This is a genomic window from Olsenella urininfantis (assembly GCF_900155635.1).
Classification (GTDB): domain Bacteria; phylum Actinomycetota; class Coriobacteriia; order Coriobacteriales; family Atopobiaceae; genus Olsenella_G; species Olsenella_G urininfantis.
In genome coordinates this window covers 1037204-1055643 of the sequence record NZ_LT732540.1, presented here as the reverse complement: position 1 = coordinate 1055643, position 18440 = coordinate 1037204, and the positions used below count along the sequence as shown (strand labels likewise).

Annotated in this window: 16 protein-coding genes; 12 read left to right on the top strand and 4 right to left on the bottom strand. The window is 65.6% G+C overall.

Annotation, left to right across the window (positions count from 1 at the left end):
- Nucleotides 1-95 precede the first annotated feature (95 nt).
- The 10 genes from CZ375_RS04895 to CZ375_RS04850 all read left to right on the top strand — a co-directional run bounded on the left by CZ375_RS04895 (nucleotide 96) and on the right by CZ375_RS04850 (nucleotide 10731).
- Nucleotides 96-362: an ATP-binding cassette domain-containing protein gene (locus tag CZ375_RS04895; protein WP_327196214.1), complete on the top strand. Its 267-nt coding sequence runs from the start codon at nucleotides 96-98 to the stop codon at nucleotides 360-362.
- A 79-nt stretch (nucleotides 363-441) separates the two neighbouring features.
- Nucleotides 442-894 carry an ABC transporter permease family protein gene (locus tag CZ375_RS04890; protein ID WP_077598160.1) on the top strand — a complete coding sequence of 151 codons (453 nt, stop codon included), beginning with the start codon at nucleotides 442-444 and terminating at the stop codon, nucleotides 892-894.
- A gap of 162 nt (nucleotides 895-1056) precedes the next feature.
- Nucleotides 1057-2430: an MATE family efflux transporter gene (locus CZ375_RS04885; protein ID WP_077598159.1), complete on the top strand. Its 1374-nt coding sequence runs from the start codon at nucleotides 1057-1059 to the stop codon at nucleotides 2428-2430.
- A 136-nt stretch (nucleotides 2431-2566) separates the two neighbouring features.
- A complete protein-coding gene (locus tag CZ375_RS04880) occupies nucleotides 2567-3154 on the top strand; it encodes a DJ-1 family glyoxalase III (protein WP_327196213.1) in 588 nt (195 codons plus the stop codon).
- A 39-nt stretch (nucleotides 3155-3193) separates the two neighbouring features.
- Entirely contained in the window at nucleotides 3194-4522 is a 1329-nt protein-coding gene (locus CZ375_RS04875) for a Y-family DNA polymerase (protein ID WP_234966879.1), read from the top strand.
- Nucleotides 4512-4856, top strand: a complete 345-nt coding sequence (locus tag CZ375_RS04870; protein WP_077598157.1) for a hypothetical protein — start codon at nucleotides 4512-4514, stop codon at nucleotides 4854-4856. The genes CZ375_RS04875 and CZ375_RS04870 overlap by 11 nt, the downstream gene beginning before the upstream one ends.
- A 96-nt stretch (nucleotides 4857-4952) precedes the next feature.
- Entirely contained in the window at nucleotides 4953-5717 is a 765-nt protein-coding gene (locus CZ375_RS04865) for a hypothetical protein (RefSeq protein WP_143803077.1), read from the top strand.
- 87 nt (nucleotides 5718-5804) lie between these two features.
- Nucleotides 5805-6506, top strand: coding sequence for an ABC transporter ATP-binding protein (locus CZ375_RS04860; RefSeq protein ID WP_077598155.1), 702 nt, complete (start codon nucleotides 5805-5807; stop codon nucleotides 6504-6506).
- 6 nt (nucleotides 6507-6512) lie between these two features.
- The gene (locus tag CZ375_RS04855) at nucleotides 6513-10022 is read left to right on the top strand and encodes an ABC transporter permease (protein WP_234966877.1); all 3510 of its coding nucleotides are present in this window, start codon (nucleotides 6513-6515) and stop codon (nucleotides 10020-10022) included.
- Between the two features lie 160 nt (nucleotides 10023-10182).
- Nucleotides 10183-10731 (top strand): NADPH-dependent FMN reductase, encoded by a 549-nt coding sequence (locus tag CZ375_RS04850; protein ID WP_077598154.1) that lies wholly within the window; start codon nucleotides 10183-10185, stop codon nucleotides 10729-10731.
- A 160-nt stretch (nucleotides 10732-10891) separates the two neighbouring features.
- Here CZ375_RS04850 and CZ375_RS04845 read toward each other — a convergent pair whose 3' ends face one another.
- The 4 genes from CZ375_RS04845 to serC all read right to left on the bottom strand — a co-directional run bounded on the left by CZ375_RS04845 (nucleotide 10892) and on the right by serC (nucleotide 17055).
- On the bottom strand, nucleotides 10892-13378 hold the full coding sequence (locus tag CZ375_RS04845; RefSeq protein WP_077598153.1) for a tetratricopeptide repeat protein: 2487 nt from the start codon (nucleotides 13376-13378) through the stop codon (nucleotides 10892-10894).
- A 75-nt stretch (nucleotides 13379-13453) separates the two neighbouring features.
- Nucleotides 13454-14710, bottom strand: a complete 1257-nt coding sequence (locus CZ375_RS04840) for a DUF1015 domain-containing protein (RefSeq protein ID WP_077598152.1) — start codon at nucleotides 14708-14710, stop codon at nucleotides 13454-13456.
- Nucleotides 14711-14777: 67 nt separating this feature from the next.
- Entirely contained in the window at nucleotides 14778-15959 is a 1182-nt protein-coding gene (locus CZ375_RS04835) for a phosphoglycerate dehydrogenase (protein ID WP_077598151.1), read from the bottom strand.
- A gap of 1 nt (nucleotide 15960) precedes the next feature.
- Nucleotides 15961-17055 (bottom strand): 3-phosphoserine/phosphohydroxythreonine transaminase, encoded by a 1095-nt coding sequence (gene serC / locus CZ375_RS04830; RefSeq protein WP_077598150.1) that lies wholly within the window; start codon nucleotides 17053-17055, stop codon nucleotides 15961-15963.
- 141 nt (nucleotides 17056-17196) lie between these two features.
- On the opposite strand from serC, the gene CZ375_RS04825 reads away from it, so the two are divergent.
- Together CZ375_RS04825 and CZ375_RS04820 are read left to right on the top strand one after the other, a co-directional pair.
- Nucleotides 17197-17880: an HAD family hydrolase gene (locus CZ375_RS04825; RefSeq protein ID WP_077598149.1), complete on the top strand. Its 684-nt coding sequence runs from the start codon at nucleotides 17197-17199 to the stop codon at nucleotides 17878-17880.
- 83 nt (nucleotides 17881-17963) lie between these two features.
- Nucleotides 17964-18356: a phasin family protein gene (locus CZ375_RS04820; RefSeq protein ID WP_077598148.1), complete on the top strand. Its 393-nt coding sequence runs from the start codon at nucleotides 17964-17966 to the stop codon at nucleotides 18354-18356.
- Nucleotides 18357-18440: the final 84 nt, after the last annotated feature.

The following is an 18440-nucleotide window of genomic DNA, read 5'->3' as shown; positions in this document are numbered from 1 at the left end:
AACATGTACTGCAACGGTGAAAAGCATAGCTTTTTTGCTTATCTCCCGCGCCGATGGATAGCCTTGGCCTGTCAAAGCCAACGAGAGGTCATCGCATGCTTCAGCTCAGGCACATCAGCAAGGCCTACATCACGGACTCCTTTACCCAGCGCGCGCTCGACGACGTGTCCCTGAGCCTGAGGGACAACGAGTTCGTGGCCATCCTGGGCCCCTCCGGGTCTGGCAAGACCACCCTGCTCAACATCTTGGGTGGGCTGGACTACGCAGACTCCGGCGAGATAGTCGTCAACGGCGTCTCCACCAAGGACTACGGTCCCAAGGACTGGGACAGCTATCGCAACCACCGCGCGGGCGGGGCTTGACGACAGCGTCCCCGACCTTGTCTCGACTGCCTTGCAGTCCTACATGACCAGGTAATTCGCTCCCTATGTGGCCTAGCAGATGCAGGACAAGACGCAGGTAGTGGCCCAGCTCATGGCGGCCCAGCTTGCCGCAGCGACCGGGCAGCTGGGCAGTCAGCTGACCTCTGCCATCTCGGCTCAGGTCAAAGGTCAGATGGCGGGCCTCTCGTCTGCGCTCTCCAGCGGCTTCAGCTTCGATTCGAGCGCCTTCGCGTGCGCCCCCAGGCTCAACGTCGCCAACATCTTCAATGCCGAGACGGTCATCGAGGGCCTGACCTCGGGCGTGTTCGCGGTGCTGGCCGTATACCTCATATCCGTCCCCGTGAACGCCGTGGTGTACGGCTGGCAGGGGGTTCCCAACATCATGAGCCTTCCCGTGCCGAGCGCCCTTGCGCTGGTGGCAATGAGCGCGCTGCTCACCTTCGTGGCTGGTCTCGTGCCGGCCATGGGGGCTGCGCGCAGGGATCCCGTGGAGGCGCTGCGCAGCGAGTAGTGGTCTGGCGCATCTCCGGAGGGGGATGGTCCCGTCGGGAGGTCTCGCGGATTTCTGGTCCGCAGGGCCTCTCGCGCACCCCTTGCCAGCCTCCCGGCCGTAGGATGGGGAGGCGCGCCGAAGTTTGCAGACAGGCCACGTACGCAGGAGGGATTTCTCTTTATGACCACGGACGCTGCCCAAGAGCAGCGCGCGGAGCAGACCCGCCGCCTCTTCCTCGAGACACATCCCAGCCGGCTGTTCTTCAAGGCTGCGCTTCCCGGGGCGGCAAGCATGCTCGCCTCGGCCCTCTACAACCTGGCTGATGGCATATTCGTGGGGCAGCTGCTGGGCCAGCAGGCCTTTGCCGCCATCAATCTGGCCATGCCCTTCGTCATCCTCAACTTCGCCTTCGGCGACATGATCGGCGTCGGCTCGGCCGTGCCCATCTCCATTGGCCTGGGCAAGGGCGACGCCGCGAAGGCCAACAACATCTTCAGCTGCTCGGTGCTGCTCAACCTCGTCCTGGGTGCCATCACGGGTCTTGTGCTCTACCTCGCCGCTCCTTCCATATTCGCCCTCATGGGCGCCACGGGAGAGCTTGCGGAGATGGCCACCACCTTCCTGAGGGTCTACGCCGTGGCCTCCCCGCTCACGGTGGGCATGTTCGCCGTGGACAACTACTTCAAGGTCTGCGGCCACATACGCTCCTCGCTCGTCCTCAACGTGGGCATGTCCGTCTTTGGCGGGGTGGTGGAGTTCTCGCTCATGTACTTCTTCCATCTGGGCGTCTTTGGCGCGGCGCTGGGCTACGCGCTGGCCATGGCCGTCTGCTTCCTGGCGGGCCTCCTGCCCTTTGCCCTGGGTCGTATGCAGCTGCGCTTCGTGCGACCTCAGGTCAGCTGGGTCATCGTGCGCGAGATCGCCGGGGCGGGCATGCCCGTCTTCCTCAGCAACGCCGCCGGGCGCGTGACGTCCATCGCCATCAACTCCGCCCTCCTGTTCTTCGGAGGCGAGTATGCCGTCTCTGTCTTTGGCCTGGTCATGTACGTGGATGACTTCGTGTTCCCGCTGCTTTACGGCGTGTGCGACTCCTTGCAGCCCTCTATTGGCTACAACTGGGGCGCAGGGCGCTTCGACCGAGTCATCGCCATCGAGAAGCGCTGCGTCGTTGCCGCCGCGGTCATATCCATATCCTCCGCGGTCGCCGTCTACATGGCCCCCGACCAGCTCACCGCGCTCTTCATCTCAAACCCTCCGGCCGAGCTGCTCGAGATGGCCCGCCTCGCCTTCCGCGTCTTCTCCCTGGTCTTCCTCGTGCGCTGGGTCTCTTCCACCACGCAGCTCTTCCTCATTGCGGTCCAGCGGTCCAAGCTTGCCACCATCCTCGCCCTGCTCTCCTCGTTCATCCTTCCTTTGGCCGAGATCCCGCTGCTCTGGCCTCTGGGCCTTCTGGGCCTCTGGCTCAACTTCCCCGTCATGGCTGTGATCGTGGGCGTGGTCTCCCTTGTCCTGCTGCGTCTATTCAGGGAAGAGCTGCATCTCTCGGGCAAATAGCGCACCTCCTTTCCCTTGAAAAACGGGAACACATGTTCTACCATTGCACTCACGACGCTCTCGTCCCAAGGCCCTGCGTCGCAGGCCGCTGGACGAATAGCGCCAAAGGGGTCGCGGCGGAAGGGAAGGGATTGGCATGCGCATGGGCAAGAGGGCCGAGGACCTGCGGGTGGTTACGTTCTTTGCGGATGGCCTCGAGGAGTGCGAGGCCCTGGTGGTGTGTGACCTGCTTTGGAGGGCGCACATCCCTTGCGACAAGATCTCCGTCACGGAGAACCTTGCGGTGACCTCAAGCCATGGGGTCACCGTGGTCTGTGACGGTAGCATCTGCGACGAGGGCTTCTCCTTCGAGGGGTACGACCTGATGTTCCTTCCGGGCGGCATGCCTGGAACCAAGAACCTGCGCGCCTGCGAGCAGCTCTGCCGCGCCCTTGCGTACCAGCTTGAGAGCGGCCGAGACGTTGCCGCCGTGTGCGCCGCACCCTCGGTGCTGGCGGAGCTGGGCTTGCTTGAGGGCAGGCGCGCCACGAGCAACCCAGGATTCCAGGCTGTCCTGGCCCAGCACGGCGCGGAAGTCCTCCAGGATGGGGTGGTCGTGGACGGACAGCTGATCACCAGCCAGGGCCTGGGAACCTGCATCGACCTCGGCCTGTGCCTCGTCGAGCGCTATCTGGGCCCCTCGGCTGCGGAGGATGTCAAGGGCGGCATCGTCTACCAGCGCTGAGCCATGCCAGGAGCTGCGCCTCAGCCGCACAGGCAGTATTTGGCCATAGACCTCAAGAGCTTCTACGCAAGCGTCGAGTGCGTTGAGCGAGGCCTTGACCCTCTCACCACGGACCTGGTGGTGGCAGACCCCGCGCGCACCAAGAAGACCATCTGCCTGGCGGTCTCGCCCAGCCTCAAGGCGAAGGGGGTGCGCAACCGCTGCCGCGTGTTCGAGATTCCCGAGCGCATCCACTTCCTCATGGCCCCGCCGCGCATGTCGCTCTACATCAAGCGCTCCGCAGACGTGTATGCGGTCTATCTGCGCTACGTCAGCGCGGATGACATACATGTCTACTCCATAGACGAGGCCTTTCTGGACGTCACCGGGTACCTGGGGCTCTATGGCTGTACGGCCCGCGAGCTGGGAGAGAGGATACGCCAGGACGTGGTGCGCAGCACGGGCATACCAGCAACCTGCGGTCTCGGCACCAACCTCTACCTCGCGAAGGTGGCCCTGGACATCACGGCCAAGCACAGCCCGGATTTCTTTGGGGCCTTGGACGAGGAGGGTTATCGCCAGCAGCTCTGGGGGTACCGCCCCATCACGGACTTCTGGCGGGTGGGGGCGGGAACCGCGAGACGCCTGTCGGAGCTGGGCATACACAGCATGGGGGAGCTTGCCATGCATCCCCGCGAGCCCATCTACCAGGCCTTCGGCGTTGACGCAGAGATTCTCATAGATCACGCCTGGGGACGAGAGCCCACCACCATGGCCCACATCAAGGCCTATCGCTCCCAGGACAAGAGCCTTTCCAACGGGCAGGTGCTGGGCCAGGATGTGGGCTTCGAGGGAGGGTTGCTCATAGCAAAGGAGATGGCCGACAACCTCGCCTTGGAGCTGGTTGAGCGCCATCTGCTCTGTAGCTCGCTGAGCCTCTCGGTTGGCTACAGGCTCTCTGCGGAGGAGCGGGTCGCCATGGCGCGCCGCTCCCGCGGGGAAGACGGAGGCGGGGGCCACGGACGGCGCCTCGCCTGGGGGGAGCTTGCGGAGTCCGGCAGCGTTCCCCTGCCTGCCGCCACCAGCTCCCTTAGGGAAATATGGCAGGCCCTTGAGTCGCTGTGGCCACGTGTGGCGCGCCCCGATCGTCCCATACACCGTCTCAACGTCGGCTTGGGGGGAGTGCGTCCCGACAAGGGGTCAAGCCTTCAGATGAGTCTCTTCAGGGATGCGGACATGCTTTCACGGGAGCATGCCCGCCAGGAGGCGGTGAGTGCCATAAAACGGAAGTTTGGCAAGAACTCACTGCTCAAGGCCATCGACCTTCTCCCTGATGCCACGGCTCGCGAGAGGAACGCCCAGCTGGGAGGTCACCGCAGTGGGGAATGACGAGTTCTACCTGCGCCATCCGCGCATGCCCCTCGAGCGGCGCGCGAAGATATTCATCCCCTTCGAGCCGCTCAGGGGCCTCAGGGAGGAGCTCGCAGCCCGCGAGAGGGCCGTCGCCCCCATGACGGAGCTTTCAGACGAGCAGCGCTTTGCCCTCTCGGACGAGCTGCGCTCCCTTGGGCCAGGGCAGAGGGTGCGCGTCAAGCACTACCTGCATGGGACCTATGTCAGGAGCGAGGGGGACGTCTCTCGTGTGAGGGTGCAAGACGCCCTCCTCGAGCTGGGAGGGCTTGCGATTTCCTTCAGGGACGTGGTGGAGCTGGAGCGCTTGTAGCTTTTGGGGTTCCTGGCCGGTGCGGGAAAGAGGCCGTGGCCTGCGGGGGAGACTGAGACGAGAAGAGTCTCATCGTGCAGTTCGAGGGGGAGTGTGGTGATTGGTCTCGTAGTTCTTGACATGGATACCTGCATGCTCGAGGGAGGCCTTCGGCCTGGCGTTCCGAGGCCGAAGGATGCGCTTGACGCCCTGATCGCCTCCGGTGTCCCCCTGGCGCTGTGCTCTGCGGCACCGGCAGGTGACCTGTGGCGCACCCTTGGGGAGGGCGACTCGGGCACGGACCTGATAGCGCGCGATGCGGCCAGTGGGGGGTGGCTGCTCCTCCCTGCTGGAGATGGCGCGAGCCAGACCCTCTCCTCCCTGGAAGATGCCCTTGCATGCCTGCTCGGGCACAAGGGCCTCGCCCCGTCAGACGCCCTGCTGCTCTCGGCGGGAGAGCCCTTCCTCGCAGCCGGGAGGCTTGGCCTCACCTGGGTGGCGCCCGAGGACAGCCCGTCATCGGTCCTGTTGGAGTCAGACCGTGTGGTGGCATCGCGTTCCGAGGGCGGACTGTCCATGGCCATGGGGGAGCTTGCGAGGAGCCTCCCCTGGGGGGAGGCCCCCTCCTTCCTGCGCGCAGGCGAGCAAGGACATGGTCTGGGGGAGCTGGAAGACGACGGTGCGCGCGGGGGTTTCTCAGGAGGCCTTCCGCTCATGGTGCTGGGGCTCCTCGTCACCGCCCTTGCCGTGCTGCTCATGCTGAGCCTGCTCAGCAGCAACCTGACACTTGCCCTTGCGGCGGTGCTTCTTGCCTTGGCTGGCCTGGGCATCTTCTACATGGGCCTAGGCAAGAGCCGCGACGCGCGCCGGCCGAGGCGCTAGGGCCGGTGACCTCTCTCGCCCGCCGCCCGCCGCTGTGGCCCAGGCTGCCCGGCCGCGCTGTGTCATGATGTCTTCAGGAGGTGGCACATGGCGTTCATCGAGTTCAGGGATGTGCGTAAGACCTACAAGATGGGAGATGTCGAGGTCAACGCCGTCGAGAACATGAGCTTCAGCATAGACCGGGGAGAGCTGGTGGTCATCGTGGGGCCATCGGGCGCCGGCAAGACCACGGTGCTCAACATGCTGGGCGGCATGGACTCCTGCAGCTCTGGCACCATCATGCTTGATGGCCAGGAGGTGAGCGCCATGGGGGAGCGTGAGCTCACCCAGTACCGGCGCCATGACATAGGCTTCGTGTTCCAGTTCTACAACCTGGTCCAGAACCTCACCGCGCTGGAGAACGTAGAGCTTGCGAGCCAGATCTGCCGAAACCCCCTCCCTGCCGAGGAGGTGCTTGCCGAGGTGGGCCTGGCCCATCGCATGGACAACTTCCCTGCCCAGCTTTCCGGCGGCGAGCAGCAGCGCGTCGCCATCGCCCGCGCCATCGCCAAGAACCCCAAGCTGCTGCTTTGCGACGAGCCTACGGGGGCTTTGGACTACAAGACGGGAAAGCAGATCCTGGCCCTTCTGCAGGAGAGCTGCAGGGGAAGCGGCCGCACGGTGGCCATCGTCACGCACAACTCCGCCTTCACACAGATAGCGGATCGCGTGATCCACGTGCGCGAGGGGCGGGCGCAGTCGGTTGAGCTCAACGAGCGGCCCGCCGCCGCGGCAGACGTCGAGTGGTAGCCGACCGTGTTCGTGGCGACTGACAACGCGAGGACGCCCGGAAGGCGCCGTGGCTCGCGCTCGGCATTCGCGAGCGAGCTTTTGCGCACCATACGCTCCTCCCTGGGACGCTTTCTGGCGATCATGGGCATTGTCGCCTTGGGCTGCGGCTTCTTCGCGGGGCTCCAGATGACGGGCCCCGACATGCGCATCGCAGCAGACCGCTACTTCGATGGCACGCGGCTGTGGGACCTTCGCGTCCTCTCCACCTTGGGTCTTGGGGAGGAGGAGCTGTCACAGATCTCTTCCGTGGATGGCGTCGGCGAGGTCATGGGCGCCCATACGGTTGACAGCGTTGCCCGCCTGAAAGACGTGCAGCTCGCAGTCCGAATCTCTTCCCTCGGGCCCTCTGCCGCAAACTCGAGCTTTCATGCCCCCGACGAGGTCGCCTCGGATGACCCCTCATACCTCAACCGCCTCATCCTGCGCTCGGGACGCTGGCCACGGTCTTCCGATGAGTGTGTGGCCTCGGCGGACGGTGCCCTTACGCTTGGCGAGGGGGACAAGGTGGAGCTGCTCTATGGCAGTAGCGCACTGGAAAGCCAGCTCGAAGGCCGCATCTTCACCGTGGTGGGAACGGTGAGCTCCTCGAACTACCCCTACACGACCAGCTTTGGCTCCACGAGCCTGGGTTCGGGCTCAATCGAGCAATACCTCTTCCTTGCAGAGGACGCCTTCAGGGACGACGCGCCCTATACCGAGGTCTACCTGCGTGTCGAGGGAGCGGAGAGACCGGAGTGCGCCTCGAGGGCCTATGACGAGAGGGTGGGGGAGGTGAAGGGGCGCCTCGAGCGCCTCTCGGCGTCGCTTGCCTCCTCTCGCAGGGACGAGCTGCGCGCAAGGGCGCAGGAGGCTTTAGACCAGAAGAAGGACGAGTACCAGAGTCAGCACGACGAGGCCTACGGGCAGCTGGAATCCTCCAAGGCAGAGCTTGACGCCGGTGCCCAGAGGATCTCTGACGGAGAGGCCCAGCTTGCGGATGGCGAGAGAGGCTACCAGGAGGGTCTGGCGCAGCTGGAGTCCCAGAGACGAGACGCACTGACGCAGCTGGACGAGGCCCGCTCTCAGCTTGACCAAGGGCAGGCGGAGCTCGACGCGCGCAGGGCTCAGTGGCAGTCGGGCAAGGACGAGCTTCTCGTAGAGACGGGAGCCGAAAGCCTGGAGGACGCGAAGGCCCAGCTTGAGAACCAGCAGGTGCAGCTCAAAGGACAGCGCGGGATGCTGGGCATGCTCAAGCTGTTCCAGTGGCAGGTCCAGGATCTCACGCGCCAGCTGGAGGAGCTCTACGCCGTAGACCCCCAGACCGAGGAGACTGCCGCCCAGATTGCAAAGCTCGAGGCCAGACGGCTGTTCGCGCGTGCCGTGCTTGATGCCTCGGGCATGACGGACGAGGAGCTTGACGCGGCGCTCGCGCAGGCTGACGCTGGCGCAGAGCGGCTCGCTGAGGCCATCGATGCCGCGGACCAGCTCATCTCCGGAGAAGCCGAGCTCAAGTCCGCGCAGGACCAGATAGATGCCGGAAGGGCCGAGGTCGATCGGCGGCAGGCCGAGGCGGAGTCTCAGCTTTCGGCCGCCGAGAGGCGCCTCTCGGATGCCCGTACCCGTCTCGACCAGTCCCGTCGTGAGCTCGACGCAGCACGCGAGGAGCATCGCGCCGGGCTTGCGAGCTGGCAGGAGGGAAAGGCGGAGGCGGACGAGCGCTTCGGGAAGGCCTGGGAGCAGATCATGGGTGCCCAGCGCAAGATCGATGACCTCGAGCTGCCTGACATCTATCTGCTCGACCGCAGCCAGAGCGAGGGCATAGCAACCTACCAGGCGGACACCAGGCGCATGGACTCCATCGCCAGCGTCTTTCCCCTCATGTTCTTCCTGGTTGCTGCATTGGTCGCGCTCACCACGATGACGCGCATGGTGGAGGATGACCGCATTCAGATTGGCACCTACAAGGCGCTGGGATACAGCGGCGCAAAGATAGCCAGCAAGTACCTGCTCTACGCCGCGGCCGCGGCGGGCATGGGGGCTGTGGTGGGGATCGCGGCGCTCTCTCAGCTTCTGCCCTCCATCATCTGCCGGGCGTACTCGGTGGTGTACGCAGTGCCCCTGATGTCGTTCCCCCTTCCGGTCGACCTGGGGAAGGCCCTGCTCGCAGGAGGCCTGGGCGTTGGCGTGACGCTTGCTGCGACCTTGGCGGCGGTCCTCTCGAGCCTGAGGGAGGCGCCTGCCACGCTCATGCTTCCTCGTGCGCCAAAGGCTGGGAGACGCATACTGCTAGAGAGGCTGGGGCCCCTCTGGAGGAGGCTGAGCTTCTCGTGGAAGGTCACCTGCAGAAACCTCTTCCGTTACAAGAGGCGTCTGACCATGACCATGATCGGCATTGCCGGCTGCACCGCGCTTCTGCTGGTGGGCTTCGGGCTCCACGACTCGCTCTGGGACATCCTGGACGGCCAGTTTGGGCCCATCATCCACTACGACGCAACCGTGGGGCTGGACTCCAGCGCAAACGAGCTTGACGTCTCGCGTGTCGTGAGACTCTTGGAGGAGAGCGGCAGCGCACATGACCTGGTGCGCGTGCAGCAGCTGAACATGCAGGCCAAGGGCACCGAAGGCTCGAGCGGCGCCACCGAGACGACCTACGTCAGCGTGGTGGTGCCTCAAAGCGCCGACGAGATGCCCCATGCCGTAAGCTTTAGGCGGCGTGGCAGCAAGGGGGCAGTTCCCTTCGACGAGGACGGGGTTTTGGTCAGCGAGAAGCTCGCGCTGCTCCACAACATCTCTGCCGGTGACACGATCCTGCTCTTCGAGCAGGATGACGTGGGCAACGCAAAGGGCGAGGGGCATCCTCTCAAGGTGACGGGCGTAGTGGAGAACTATGTGGGCAACTACGTCTATGTGGGACGCAGGGCCTGGGCCTCGGTGAGCGACGAGAGGCTGTCCTTCTCCACCATCTACGCGCGCGTGGACGCTGACCAGGGCGTGCGGGACGAGCTGTCCTCGAGGCTGCATGACGTGAGGTCCGTTTCCACCGTGGTCTTCTCCAGCGAGACGGTAGAGACCTATCGCAGCATGCTGAGCGTGGTGAACATGATCGTCGTGGTGCTCATCGTCGCTGCTGCCGCCCTTGCCTTCATCGTCCTCTACAACCTCACCAACATCAACATAGCGGAGCGGGTCCGTGAGATTGCCAGCCTTAAGGTGCTGGGCTTCACCCGAGGAGAGGTCTACGCATACGTCTTCAGGGAGGTCTTGCTGCTGAGCATCTTTGGCGACCTGCTGGGAATTGTTTTGGGAAGCTGGCTTGAGGGCTTTGTGGTCAATACCGCTGAGGTTGACTACGTGATGTTTGGTCGCAGCATCCATCCTGGCAGCTATCTCATCTCGTTTGCCCTGACGCTGGCCTTTGCGCTGCTGGTCATGCTTGCCATGCGGCATAAGCTGGATCGGCTCGACATGGTCGAGTCGCTCAAGAGCGTTGACTAGTCACCGCATCGGCAGCTGTCGCCCCGCTTTCCTGCCGTGCTTTCCTGCTGTGGGCGGACGTTCCCGAAACTACTTTGGCAAAATATAATTTTGCACGATATTATCGTTGGAAATGGTTATACGGAGGTCACGTCAGATTTGATTGAAAGGGGTTTCACCCATGAAGACCGTCCTTATGGTGCAGGGCTCTCTGCGCAAGGAGTCGTTCAACCGCCAGCTCATGGCCGCCATCCAGGAGGCGCTTGGTTCCGAGGTGGAGCTCAAGGAGCTCTCATATGAGGACCTGCCCCTCATGAACCAGGACATCGAGTGGCCCACGCCCCAGCCTGTCCAGCGCGTGCGCGAAGAGGTCAAGGCGGCAGACGGCCTCTGGGTCGTCAGTCCCCAGTACAACGCCAGCTACCCAGGTCACGTCAAGAACCTGATCGACTGGCTCTCTCGTCCCGTCGCGCAGGGCGACTCCACCACTGTCGCCAAGAGCAAGAAGGTCACCTTCTCGGGCATCGCGGGGCGCACGGCGGCAGCCGAAATGCGAGAGAAGCTCGGGTCTCTTCTCTCCTTCGTCGGGATGGACGTCATGAGCGCGATGGGCGAGGGCTTCGTCGTGAACGGCAGCGCCTGGAGTGACAACGTCGTTGTTCTCGATGACGTACAGAAGGCCTCCATCAAGGCGCAGGCCGAGCAGTTCCTCAGGTTCATCGAGGCGTAGCCGCCTCTCAAGTTCGCACAGCATGTCCAAGGAGGCCCTCTGGAATGGATTTCCTGGGGGCCTTCGCCATAAGCGCCCGGCTGAGCTGCGAAGAGGCCGCAGGAAACCCCCGTGGCCTTCCATCTGCACGTCGTCGCTCCGGCCGCGCTGCGGACGTGCGCTAGGCGTCGGGCTCGCCCTCCATGGAGCGAAGAATGCCAAACACGACGTCATCCGCATTGAATGCGCCGAGGATGCTGATGAAGTTGCGCGCAACGGGAAAGACCTCGGCGTCCAGAGAGGCGCGGGCGCAGTCCATGAACAGGTCAAACATCTCCTCGGTGGGGGCCACGGGCACCCCTGCGTCCTCGAGAACCTGGGCGATCTCCTCGCCGTCCATGTGCTCGTGGTAGGTCTCGGGATGCTGGGCGGCAAGGGCCATGAGCTCGGCACCCGCTTGGGTCATGCTGGGCGGCAGGAATCGAAGGGCACAGTGGTAGCAGGCCTCTGCCGCCAGGATGTTGCCCCTCTGCCACTGGAAGTACGCCATGCGGTAATAGCCGAAGCCCAGCGCCTCGGGGTCGTGCGCCTCGTTGAGCAGGCGCACGAGCTGCTCCCTGGCCTCGTCTTCCCTGCCCGCCTCCTCGAGGCAGCGCACCAGGTGCAGGTGGGCCCTTCGGTCAAGCGGGGCCAGCTCCATGCAGCGCCGTGCGTGCGTGCAGGCGCTCTCGGCATGCCTCAGCATGAGCTCTGCCACGGAGATGATGAGGTGGCATTCGAAGTACGAGTTGGGAACCAGCATCACCGAGCTGCCCGTCTCGGCAAACATCCTGTTGTAGAGGGCGCGGTCCACGTAGTTGCCAAAGTAGCGCCACTCCATGCCCGGTCCGTCCGCAAAGCTTCCGTGAGCGTCAAACTCGGAAAGCACCCTGCGACAGGCATCCACGGCAGCCTTGGGGTCGTTTCTGCCCAAGGCCTCCCGGCCACGTCGGGCCGCACGCGAGAGCGGGTCTCCGGCAACGAACTCCTCACCCACCAGGAGCGCGTCCTCGGGAAGCGTCCCGTCGATGAGCAGGCGAGAGGTGCGCAGGCCCGCCTCCCTCACGCTGGGGTCCGGGTCGTCGCCGGTTGCCTGCAAGATCACGCGCACGTTCTTCTCGCATGCGTGGTCGTCCGAGCCCTCCGTCAGCCTGCGCATGATGTCTGCGGCCACCACCGCGCGCTTGTCTGCCTCCTCTATGGCCAGCCCGGACACGCGCTCGCAGCCCAGCGCCCTTGCCTGAGCCTTCCCAAGGCGGCGAGAGGAGAGCGAGACCATGGCATGGCGCCAGGGAGGGCAGAAGCGCGGCTCCTCGAGGGAGAACCCCTGCTCCACGGGCTTGAGGATGCCGTCCTCGAGGCGCAGGTTCGGCACGAAGGGATGCAGGGCCCTCTCCAGGTCGGCCACATGCGAGAGGTCGAGCTGCGAGAAGCGGCCCCGGTCGAAGTCGATCGAGTACTGGCACCAGTGCCGCGTGGGCGTGTCGACGGCGCCCGCGACCCAGACATGCTGCAGCTTGCTCGAGGCGCTGAATCCCACGGCGGCCAGGGCTATGGCAAGCCTGAGCGCGTAGGCCGACGCCGCCTTCCGCCGCATTTGCCGCGTGCTGGCAACCATCCCCAGGCCCTCTATGTGCATGGACGCGGGGAAGGCCTGCTCCGGCGTGAGGTCAAGCTGGAACGAGAGGTTCCCGTCGCTCACGTTGCTGCGGAAGCTCAGCTCCAGGCGGTAGGGGAGCTGCAGGCTCTCCACCATCATCGAGACGTGCTTGCGCACGGCCCACTCGCCGTCGCCCTCATCGCCCTCGCCCAGCTCCCGGGGCTCGTCTATGCCAGGAAGCTGGGCGCAGATGGATGACTGCAGGTCCTGGTTGAGCTGATAGCAGCGCTCCATGCTTACCGTCGGGTCATCTGAAAAGTAGGTGGCGGCATAGCGGATGGCGTTGAGCGCGGCCTCCAGGGAGATGATGCGGACCTTGGCGAGGTAAGGCATGCTCTGCTCACGGCTGCGCAGATAGAACATCCCCGAGAGACGAGGCTTGACAATGGTGAAGGGGGGAAGCTCCACGTCCTTCGCGAAGAGCCCCGCCTCATCCAGCACGCGGCTGGCAAAGCGCTCCAGGCCAAGGAGGGCCGCACCTTCCTCCTGCTCCCGCCTGCGCATCTCTCCCACGAAGAGCCTGAGCTCCGCGACGGGGTCTTCCGTTGCGAGAATGCGAGACGAGAAGGCGTCGAGGTCAAAGCCAGTGGGCCTTGCCGCAAGCCCCTCCGCCGCGTCTGGCTCTGGGGCAAGGCTGAGGGGCACCTCGGCCGCGGCCCCATCGCTGTCGTCTTCAGCGTCCCGGGCCGGGGGAGCCGGGCGGGAAGGGAGGCCTTCCTCCCCGCCAGCGCGTGTGCCTCCGAGGGCACGTGCCAGCGTGCGGTGGGTGGCGATGCCTGCCGCCACCGCGCCGAGGACGCCCAGGGCGAGGTCGGGGGAATCGGTTGCCGTGAGAAGGGCCAGGCACAGGACAGAGGCGAAGACCGCCAAGGTCACGAGGAGACGGAGCCTGGCGGTCCGCCTGTGCAGGCATCCCCTCTTCTCGCCCTCGCGTTGTGCCCTCTTGTCCTCTTGCCGCCTGCTGCGCATGGTCCTCCGCTGAGTTTCGTGTGCCCACAGCACCTTATACCCAATGGCTACGAGCTGCCGTCCGTTGCGTCGCACCTACAGGTGGCGGATGAAGAGCCCGCTCAGCAGCTTCGGCTCGAACCAGCTTGACTTGGGGGGCATGGTCAGGCCGGCGTCAGAGACCGCCATGATCTCCTCGATGGAGCAGGGATGCAGCGAGAACGCCGCCCCGTCCTCTCCCGCGAGCGCCTCGAGCCGACCCATGCCCTGCGTCCCTCCCACAAAGCGCATACGCGCATCCTCCCGTGGATTTGTGATGCCAAGAAGAGGTCCCAGAGCCTGGTCCTGCAGCCTCTGTGCGTCGGTCTGCCTCACGGGGTCGCCCTCGGTGACGCTGCCCCTGCTGGCAAGATCGGCTCTCCACCAGGTTCCGCCCACGAAGACGTCCACGCTTCCGCGGGCGGGGGCCGCGTGGGGGCGGCCTCCAAGCTCCCTGGGAGAGAGGCCCGCGGCATCCATCGCGCCGACCAGGCCCTGGGGTCCGTCGATGTGGCAGTCTCCCAGCCGCCCCACCACGCGGTTGTAGGGGAGCAGCTGCAGCTGGCTGGCGGGGAAGAGCACGGCAAGGAAGAGGTCTGAGGGCTGTTCCGTCTGGGTCCCTCCCGTCTCCCGCGCCCTGCGCCTGCGTTCCAGGGCGACGCGCGCGGCGCCGGCCGCCCTGTGGTGGCCGTCTGCCACGTAGGCGCAGCCCACGGTGGAGAAGCATGCCCTGAGCGCCTCCACGGCGCTGGGCCTAGCCACGCGCCAGATGCTGTGGCGCACGCCGTCCTCTCCCACGAAGTCGTAGAGGGGCATGCTGCCGCAGGCCGCAGACACCAGCGCGTCAATGGCATAGTTGTCCCGGTAGCAGAGGAAGATGGGGCCCGTCTGGGCATCTGTCGCGTCGATGTGCCGGACGCGGTCCTCCTCCTTCTCCGTGGTGGTGCTCTCGTGTCGGCGGATGGTGCCCGAGAGATACTCGTCCACGCTGCAGCCGCAGACGACCCCCGTCTGGGCGTGGCCGTCCCTCTCGAGGCGCCAGAGGTAGTAGCAGGGGGTTCCGTCTCGAAGGAGCGTGCCGTCCTGCACGCGCAGCTCAAGGAGGGCACGGGCGTGCGCGTACACCTCGGGCGCGTGCATGTCCTGCCCTGGCCCAAATCCCGTCTCGGGCCGGTCGATGGCGAGGAAGCTCCTGGGGTGCTCCCCCACGTAGGCACGGGCTGCGTCGCGGTCGAACACGTCGTAGGGGAGGCTGGCAAACTCTGCCGCCCGCTCCGGCGTGGGGCGATGGCAGCATATGGGGTCCACGCGCATGGCGGCTCCAATCCTGTTGTGGCTTTCCCAGATGGTAGCCCACGGCAGGCCCCCGGGAGCCCCTGGGCTACGAGGGGCGGATTACGCGGATGCGGTAGACGCCCGGAATCCCTCTCAGGCGACTGCGGGTCTCCTCGCCCAACGGCTCGTCGGTGTCAACCAGGGTGTAGGCGTGCGCACCTGCGGCCTCGTTGCTCATGCGCTGGATGTTGGCCCTCGATGCGGCCAGCGCCGCCGTGATCTGGCCGATCATGTTGGGCACGTTGGCGTGCAGGGCGGCTATGCGGCCCCCCGTGCGACAGGGACCCATGTCGCAGCTGGGATAGTTCACGGAGTTCCTGATCGTGCCCTGCTCCAGGTAATCCTTCATCTCCCTCACCGCCATGGCGGCGCAGCTCTCCTCCGCCTCGCCCGTGCAGGCGCCCATGTGGGGCGTGATGAGCGTGTTGGGCATCTGACAGGTCTTTGGCGTGGCAAAGTCGCAGACAAAGCGTGCCAGCCTTCCTCCCCTGAGCGCCGCGTCCACCGCATCCTCGTCCACGATGTCCGCACGGGCGTAGTTCACCAGCATGCCTCCCTCGGCCATGAGCGAGAGGGCCCTCTCGCCCATCATGCGCACGGTGTCCTCCTTTGAGGGCACGTGCAAGGTGACGTAGTCGGCGCCCTCGCAGAGCCTGTCCATGCTGTCAACGCGCTTGACCGCTCGGTCAAGCTGCCAGGCATGCTCCACCGAGAGGTACGGGTCGTATCCGTAGACATCGAGCCCCAGCTGCACCAGGGCGTTGGCCACCTTCGACCCCACGGCCCCCAGGCCCACCACGCCCGCCTTGCGACCCAGGGCCTCCCGTCCCACGAAGTCCTTCTTGCTTGCCTCCGCCAGGCGCACGATGTCCGGCTCGCCCCCGTGCTCGCGCACCCAGCGCATGCCGGCCAGGGTCTGGCGGGAGTTCGTCAAGATCATGCCCACCACCAGCTCCTTCACCGCGTTTGAGTTTCCGCCGGGGGAGTTGAAGACCACGATGCCGCGCCTGGCGCAACCCTCCACGTCTATGTTGTTGACGCCCGCCCCGGAGCGCGCGACGCAGCGAAGGCTGGGCCCCAGCTCAAGCGCGCGCGTGTCGCTTGCGCGCACGAGGAGGGCGTCCGCCTGCCCCAGCTCGTCGCAGCGCTGGTAGCCTTCGCCCAGCTCGGCGATTCCGTCCTTGGTGATGGTCGTGCTGATGTTGTCGAGCACCTTCACGTAACGCACCTCATGCCCTCCCTGCTGCGTGGTCGGATTCGAAGTCCCCCAAGAACGAGACCAGCGCCTGCACCGATTCGGGGCTCACGGCGTTGTAGCAGCTCGCGCGCAGTCCTCCCGTCAGGCGGTGTCCCTTGATGTTCACGATGCCCCTCCGCGCGGCCTCCTCGACGCACAGCCGGTCGAGCTCGGGCGAGCTGCTGCGGAAGCAGACGTTGGAGATGGAGCGCGACCCAGGCTCGACGCGCGCCGAGAAGAGCTCGCTCCCATCCAGGAAGTCGTACAGCGGGGCAACCTTCTCCCAGTTCCTGCGCTCCATCCGGGCGAGGCCTCCCTCCTCCTCAACCCAATGGAAGACCTTGCCCGAGACGTAGATGCCCCAGCAGTTGGGCGTGTTGAGCAAGGAGCCCTGGCGGCTCTGCTCGAGATAGCTCAGGTAGCTGGGGCAGATGTCCGCGCGGGCCGGCCCGGGGGCGATGAGATCCTCCCGGACTATGACCACGGTGGTGCCGGCGGGACCTGCGTTCTTCTGCGCCCCCGCATACACGAGGCCGAATCGGCTCACGTCCAGCGGGCATGAGAGGAAGCAGCTCGATATGTCCGCCACAAGGGGCACGTCTCCCGTCTGGGGAAACTCGCGCATCATGTTGCCGAAGACCGTCTCGTTCTGACAGAGGTAGACGTAGTCCAGCTGCTGGCTGACGCTGGCGGGAAGCTCCGGCACCCGGGCGAAGCCGCTGCCCTCGCCCGTGGCAAGCACCAGCGCCTCGCCGTAGCGCGCCGCCTCCCTCAGTGCCTTTTTGGACCAGTTGCCGCTCACTATGTAGCCCGCCCGCCCGTGTCTCATGAGGTTCAGCGGCACACCTGCGAACTGCAGGGTCGCCCCTCCCTGGAGGAAGAGCACGCGGTAGTCTCGGGGGATGTCCATGAGGCGCCTGAGGCAGGCCTCTGCGTCGTCCAGGATGGACCGGAAGAGGGGGCTTCGGTGGCTCATCTCCATCACTGACATGCCGCTGCCTTGGTAGTCGAGCATCTCGGCAGCGCATTCGCGCAGGACGCACTCGGGCAGTGCGGCTGGTCCGGCAGAGAAGTTGTGCACGCGCATGGGGCCTCCGTCCTCTTTTTGCTACCTTAGGCCAGAAAAGCCGCAAGGGCGGGCGCCTACACGCGCCGTTTCCCATTTGGTTACCAGCCTGACACCTGGCGTATCATTCAAGGCCGAGAGAAGGGTGCGGGAAGGAAGCGCATGGCAGACAACGCAAGTGCAGCGGGCGCATCCGTGGCAGGTCGCCCCGTGGTGGTGTTCGACTTCGACGGAACGCTGGCAGACACCAAGGGCGCCATCGTGAGGACGGCGACGGAGGTGCTCTTGGCCCATGGGCTGGGCGAGGGCGAGCTGGGGGACGTGGGCCGCATAGTTGGTCCCCCCTTCCCGCAGGCGTTCAGCCTGGTGTACGGCCTCTCGCAGGACGAGGCCCTCTCCATCACCCATGACTACCGCAAGATCTACGAGAGGATGGGGCTGGAGGCCTGGCCGCTCTTCCCCGGCATGCGGGAGCTCCTGGAGCGGCTGCGCGGCTCGGGCCGCCGCCTTGCGGTGGCAAGCTCCAAGCGCGAGCCGCTTCTCAGGCGCGGCCTTTGCGACAACGGCATCGAGGGCGTCTTCGAGCTGGTGGTGGGAAACAAGGACGACGGAAACCACACCAAGGCCAAGGCCCTGGCCGAGGTGATGGCCGTCATGGGCGTGGGGGCCGAGGACTGCGTCATGGTGGGCGATCGCCTCTACGACGTGGAGGGCGCCCTTGCCTGCGGCATGCCCTGCGTGGGAGTGGAGCTTGGGAACACTGCGGCTCCGGGAGAGCTTGCCGAGGCGGGCGCCTGCGCCGTCGTGGGCAGCGTGGAGGAGTTGGGCAGGGTGCTCGTCGGCTAGTTTGCCCGTGCCCCTTCGCGGGTACAAGTGGACAAACGGGAAAGGCGTCCCCGACGGGGATGCCCCGGCGAAGGGAGTCTGGCATGGCTGGGTTCGACGATCTGGGCGAGGGCGTCCGCAAGCTGTTCCTGGCGGGTGTGGGTGCCGTCGCAATGGGGGCCGAGAAGTCCCAGGAGATAGTGGAGGAGCTCGTCAAGAAGGGCGAGCTGACCTTCGAGCAGGGCAAGGCGGTCAACGAGGAGCTGCTGCGCAAGATGCAGGAGGCGGCAAGCGAGGGCTCTGACAACCTGCTGCGCGCCAGGCTGAGGGGAATGAGCCCCGAGGAGCGCAGCGCCTGGATCGCCAAGGCCCAGCAGATGGCTGACGAACTCGACCGCGAGCCGGAGCCGGTGGACGTCGAGGTCGAGGTCATTGCGGACGAGGAGGAGGGCGCCGAGGCCCAGCCCGAGGAGGGCGATTCCGAGACGGGGGAGTAGAGGCTCTCGTCACCTTTGCATGCGCGCCCCGTCTGAGCCATGCGCCCGGGCGGGGCCTTTTCATGCCGGCGAACGGCTAGGATG

What these genes read in the sequence shown, in the direction of transcription:
- CZ375_RS04895 (WP_327196214.1), top strand. Translation starts at nt 96, where the DNA reads ATGCTTCAGCTCAGGCACATCAGCAAGGCCTACATCACGGACTCCTTT.
- CZ375_RS04890 (WP_077598160.1), top strand. Translation starts at nt 442, where the DNA reads ATGCAGGACAAGACGCAGGTAGTGGCCCAGCTCATGGCGGCCCAGCTT.
- CZ375_RS04885 (WP_077598159.1), top strand. Translation starts at nt 1,057, where the DNA reads ATGACCACGGACGCTGCCCAAGAGCAGCGCGCGGAGCAGACCCGCCGC.
- CZ375_RS04880 (WP_327196213.1), top strand. Translation starts at nt 2,567, where the DNA reads ATGCGCATGGGCAAGAGGGCCGAGGACCTGCGGGTGGTTACGTTCTTT.
- CZ375_RS04860 (WP_077598155.1), top strand. Translation starts at nt 5,805, where the DNA reads ATGGCGTTCATCGAGTTCAGGGATGTGCGTAAGACCTACAAGATGGGA.
- CZ375_RS04850 (WP_077598154.1), top strand. Translation starts at nt 10,183, where the DNA reads ATGAAGACCGTCCTTATGGTGCAGGGCTCTCTGCGCAAGGAGTCGTTC.
- CZ375_RS04845 (WP_077598153.1), bottom strand. Translation starts at nt 13,378, where the DNA reads ATGCGCAGCAGGCGGCAAGAGGACAAGAGGGCACAACGCGAGGGCGAG.
- CZ375_RS04840 (WP_077598152.1), bottom strand. Translation starts at nt 14,710, where the DNA reads ATGCGCGTGGACCCCATATGCTGCCATCGCCCCACGCCGGAGCGGGCG.
- serC (WP_077598150.1), bottom strand. Translation starts at nt 17,055, where the DNA reads ATGCGCGTGCACAACTTCTCTGCCGGACCAGCCGCACTGCCCGAGTGC.
- CZ375_RS04825 (WP_077598149.1), top strand. Translation starts at nt 17,197, where the DNA reads ATGGCAGACAACGCAAGTGCAGCGGGCGCATCCGTGGCAGGTCGCCCC.
- CZ375_RS04820 (WP_077598148.1), top strand. Translation starts at nt 17,964, where the DNA reads ATGGCTGGGTTCGACGATCTGGGCGAGGGCGTCCGCAAGCTGTTCCTG.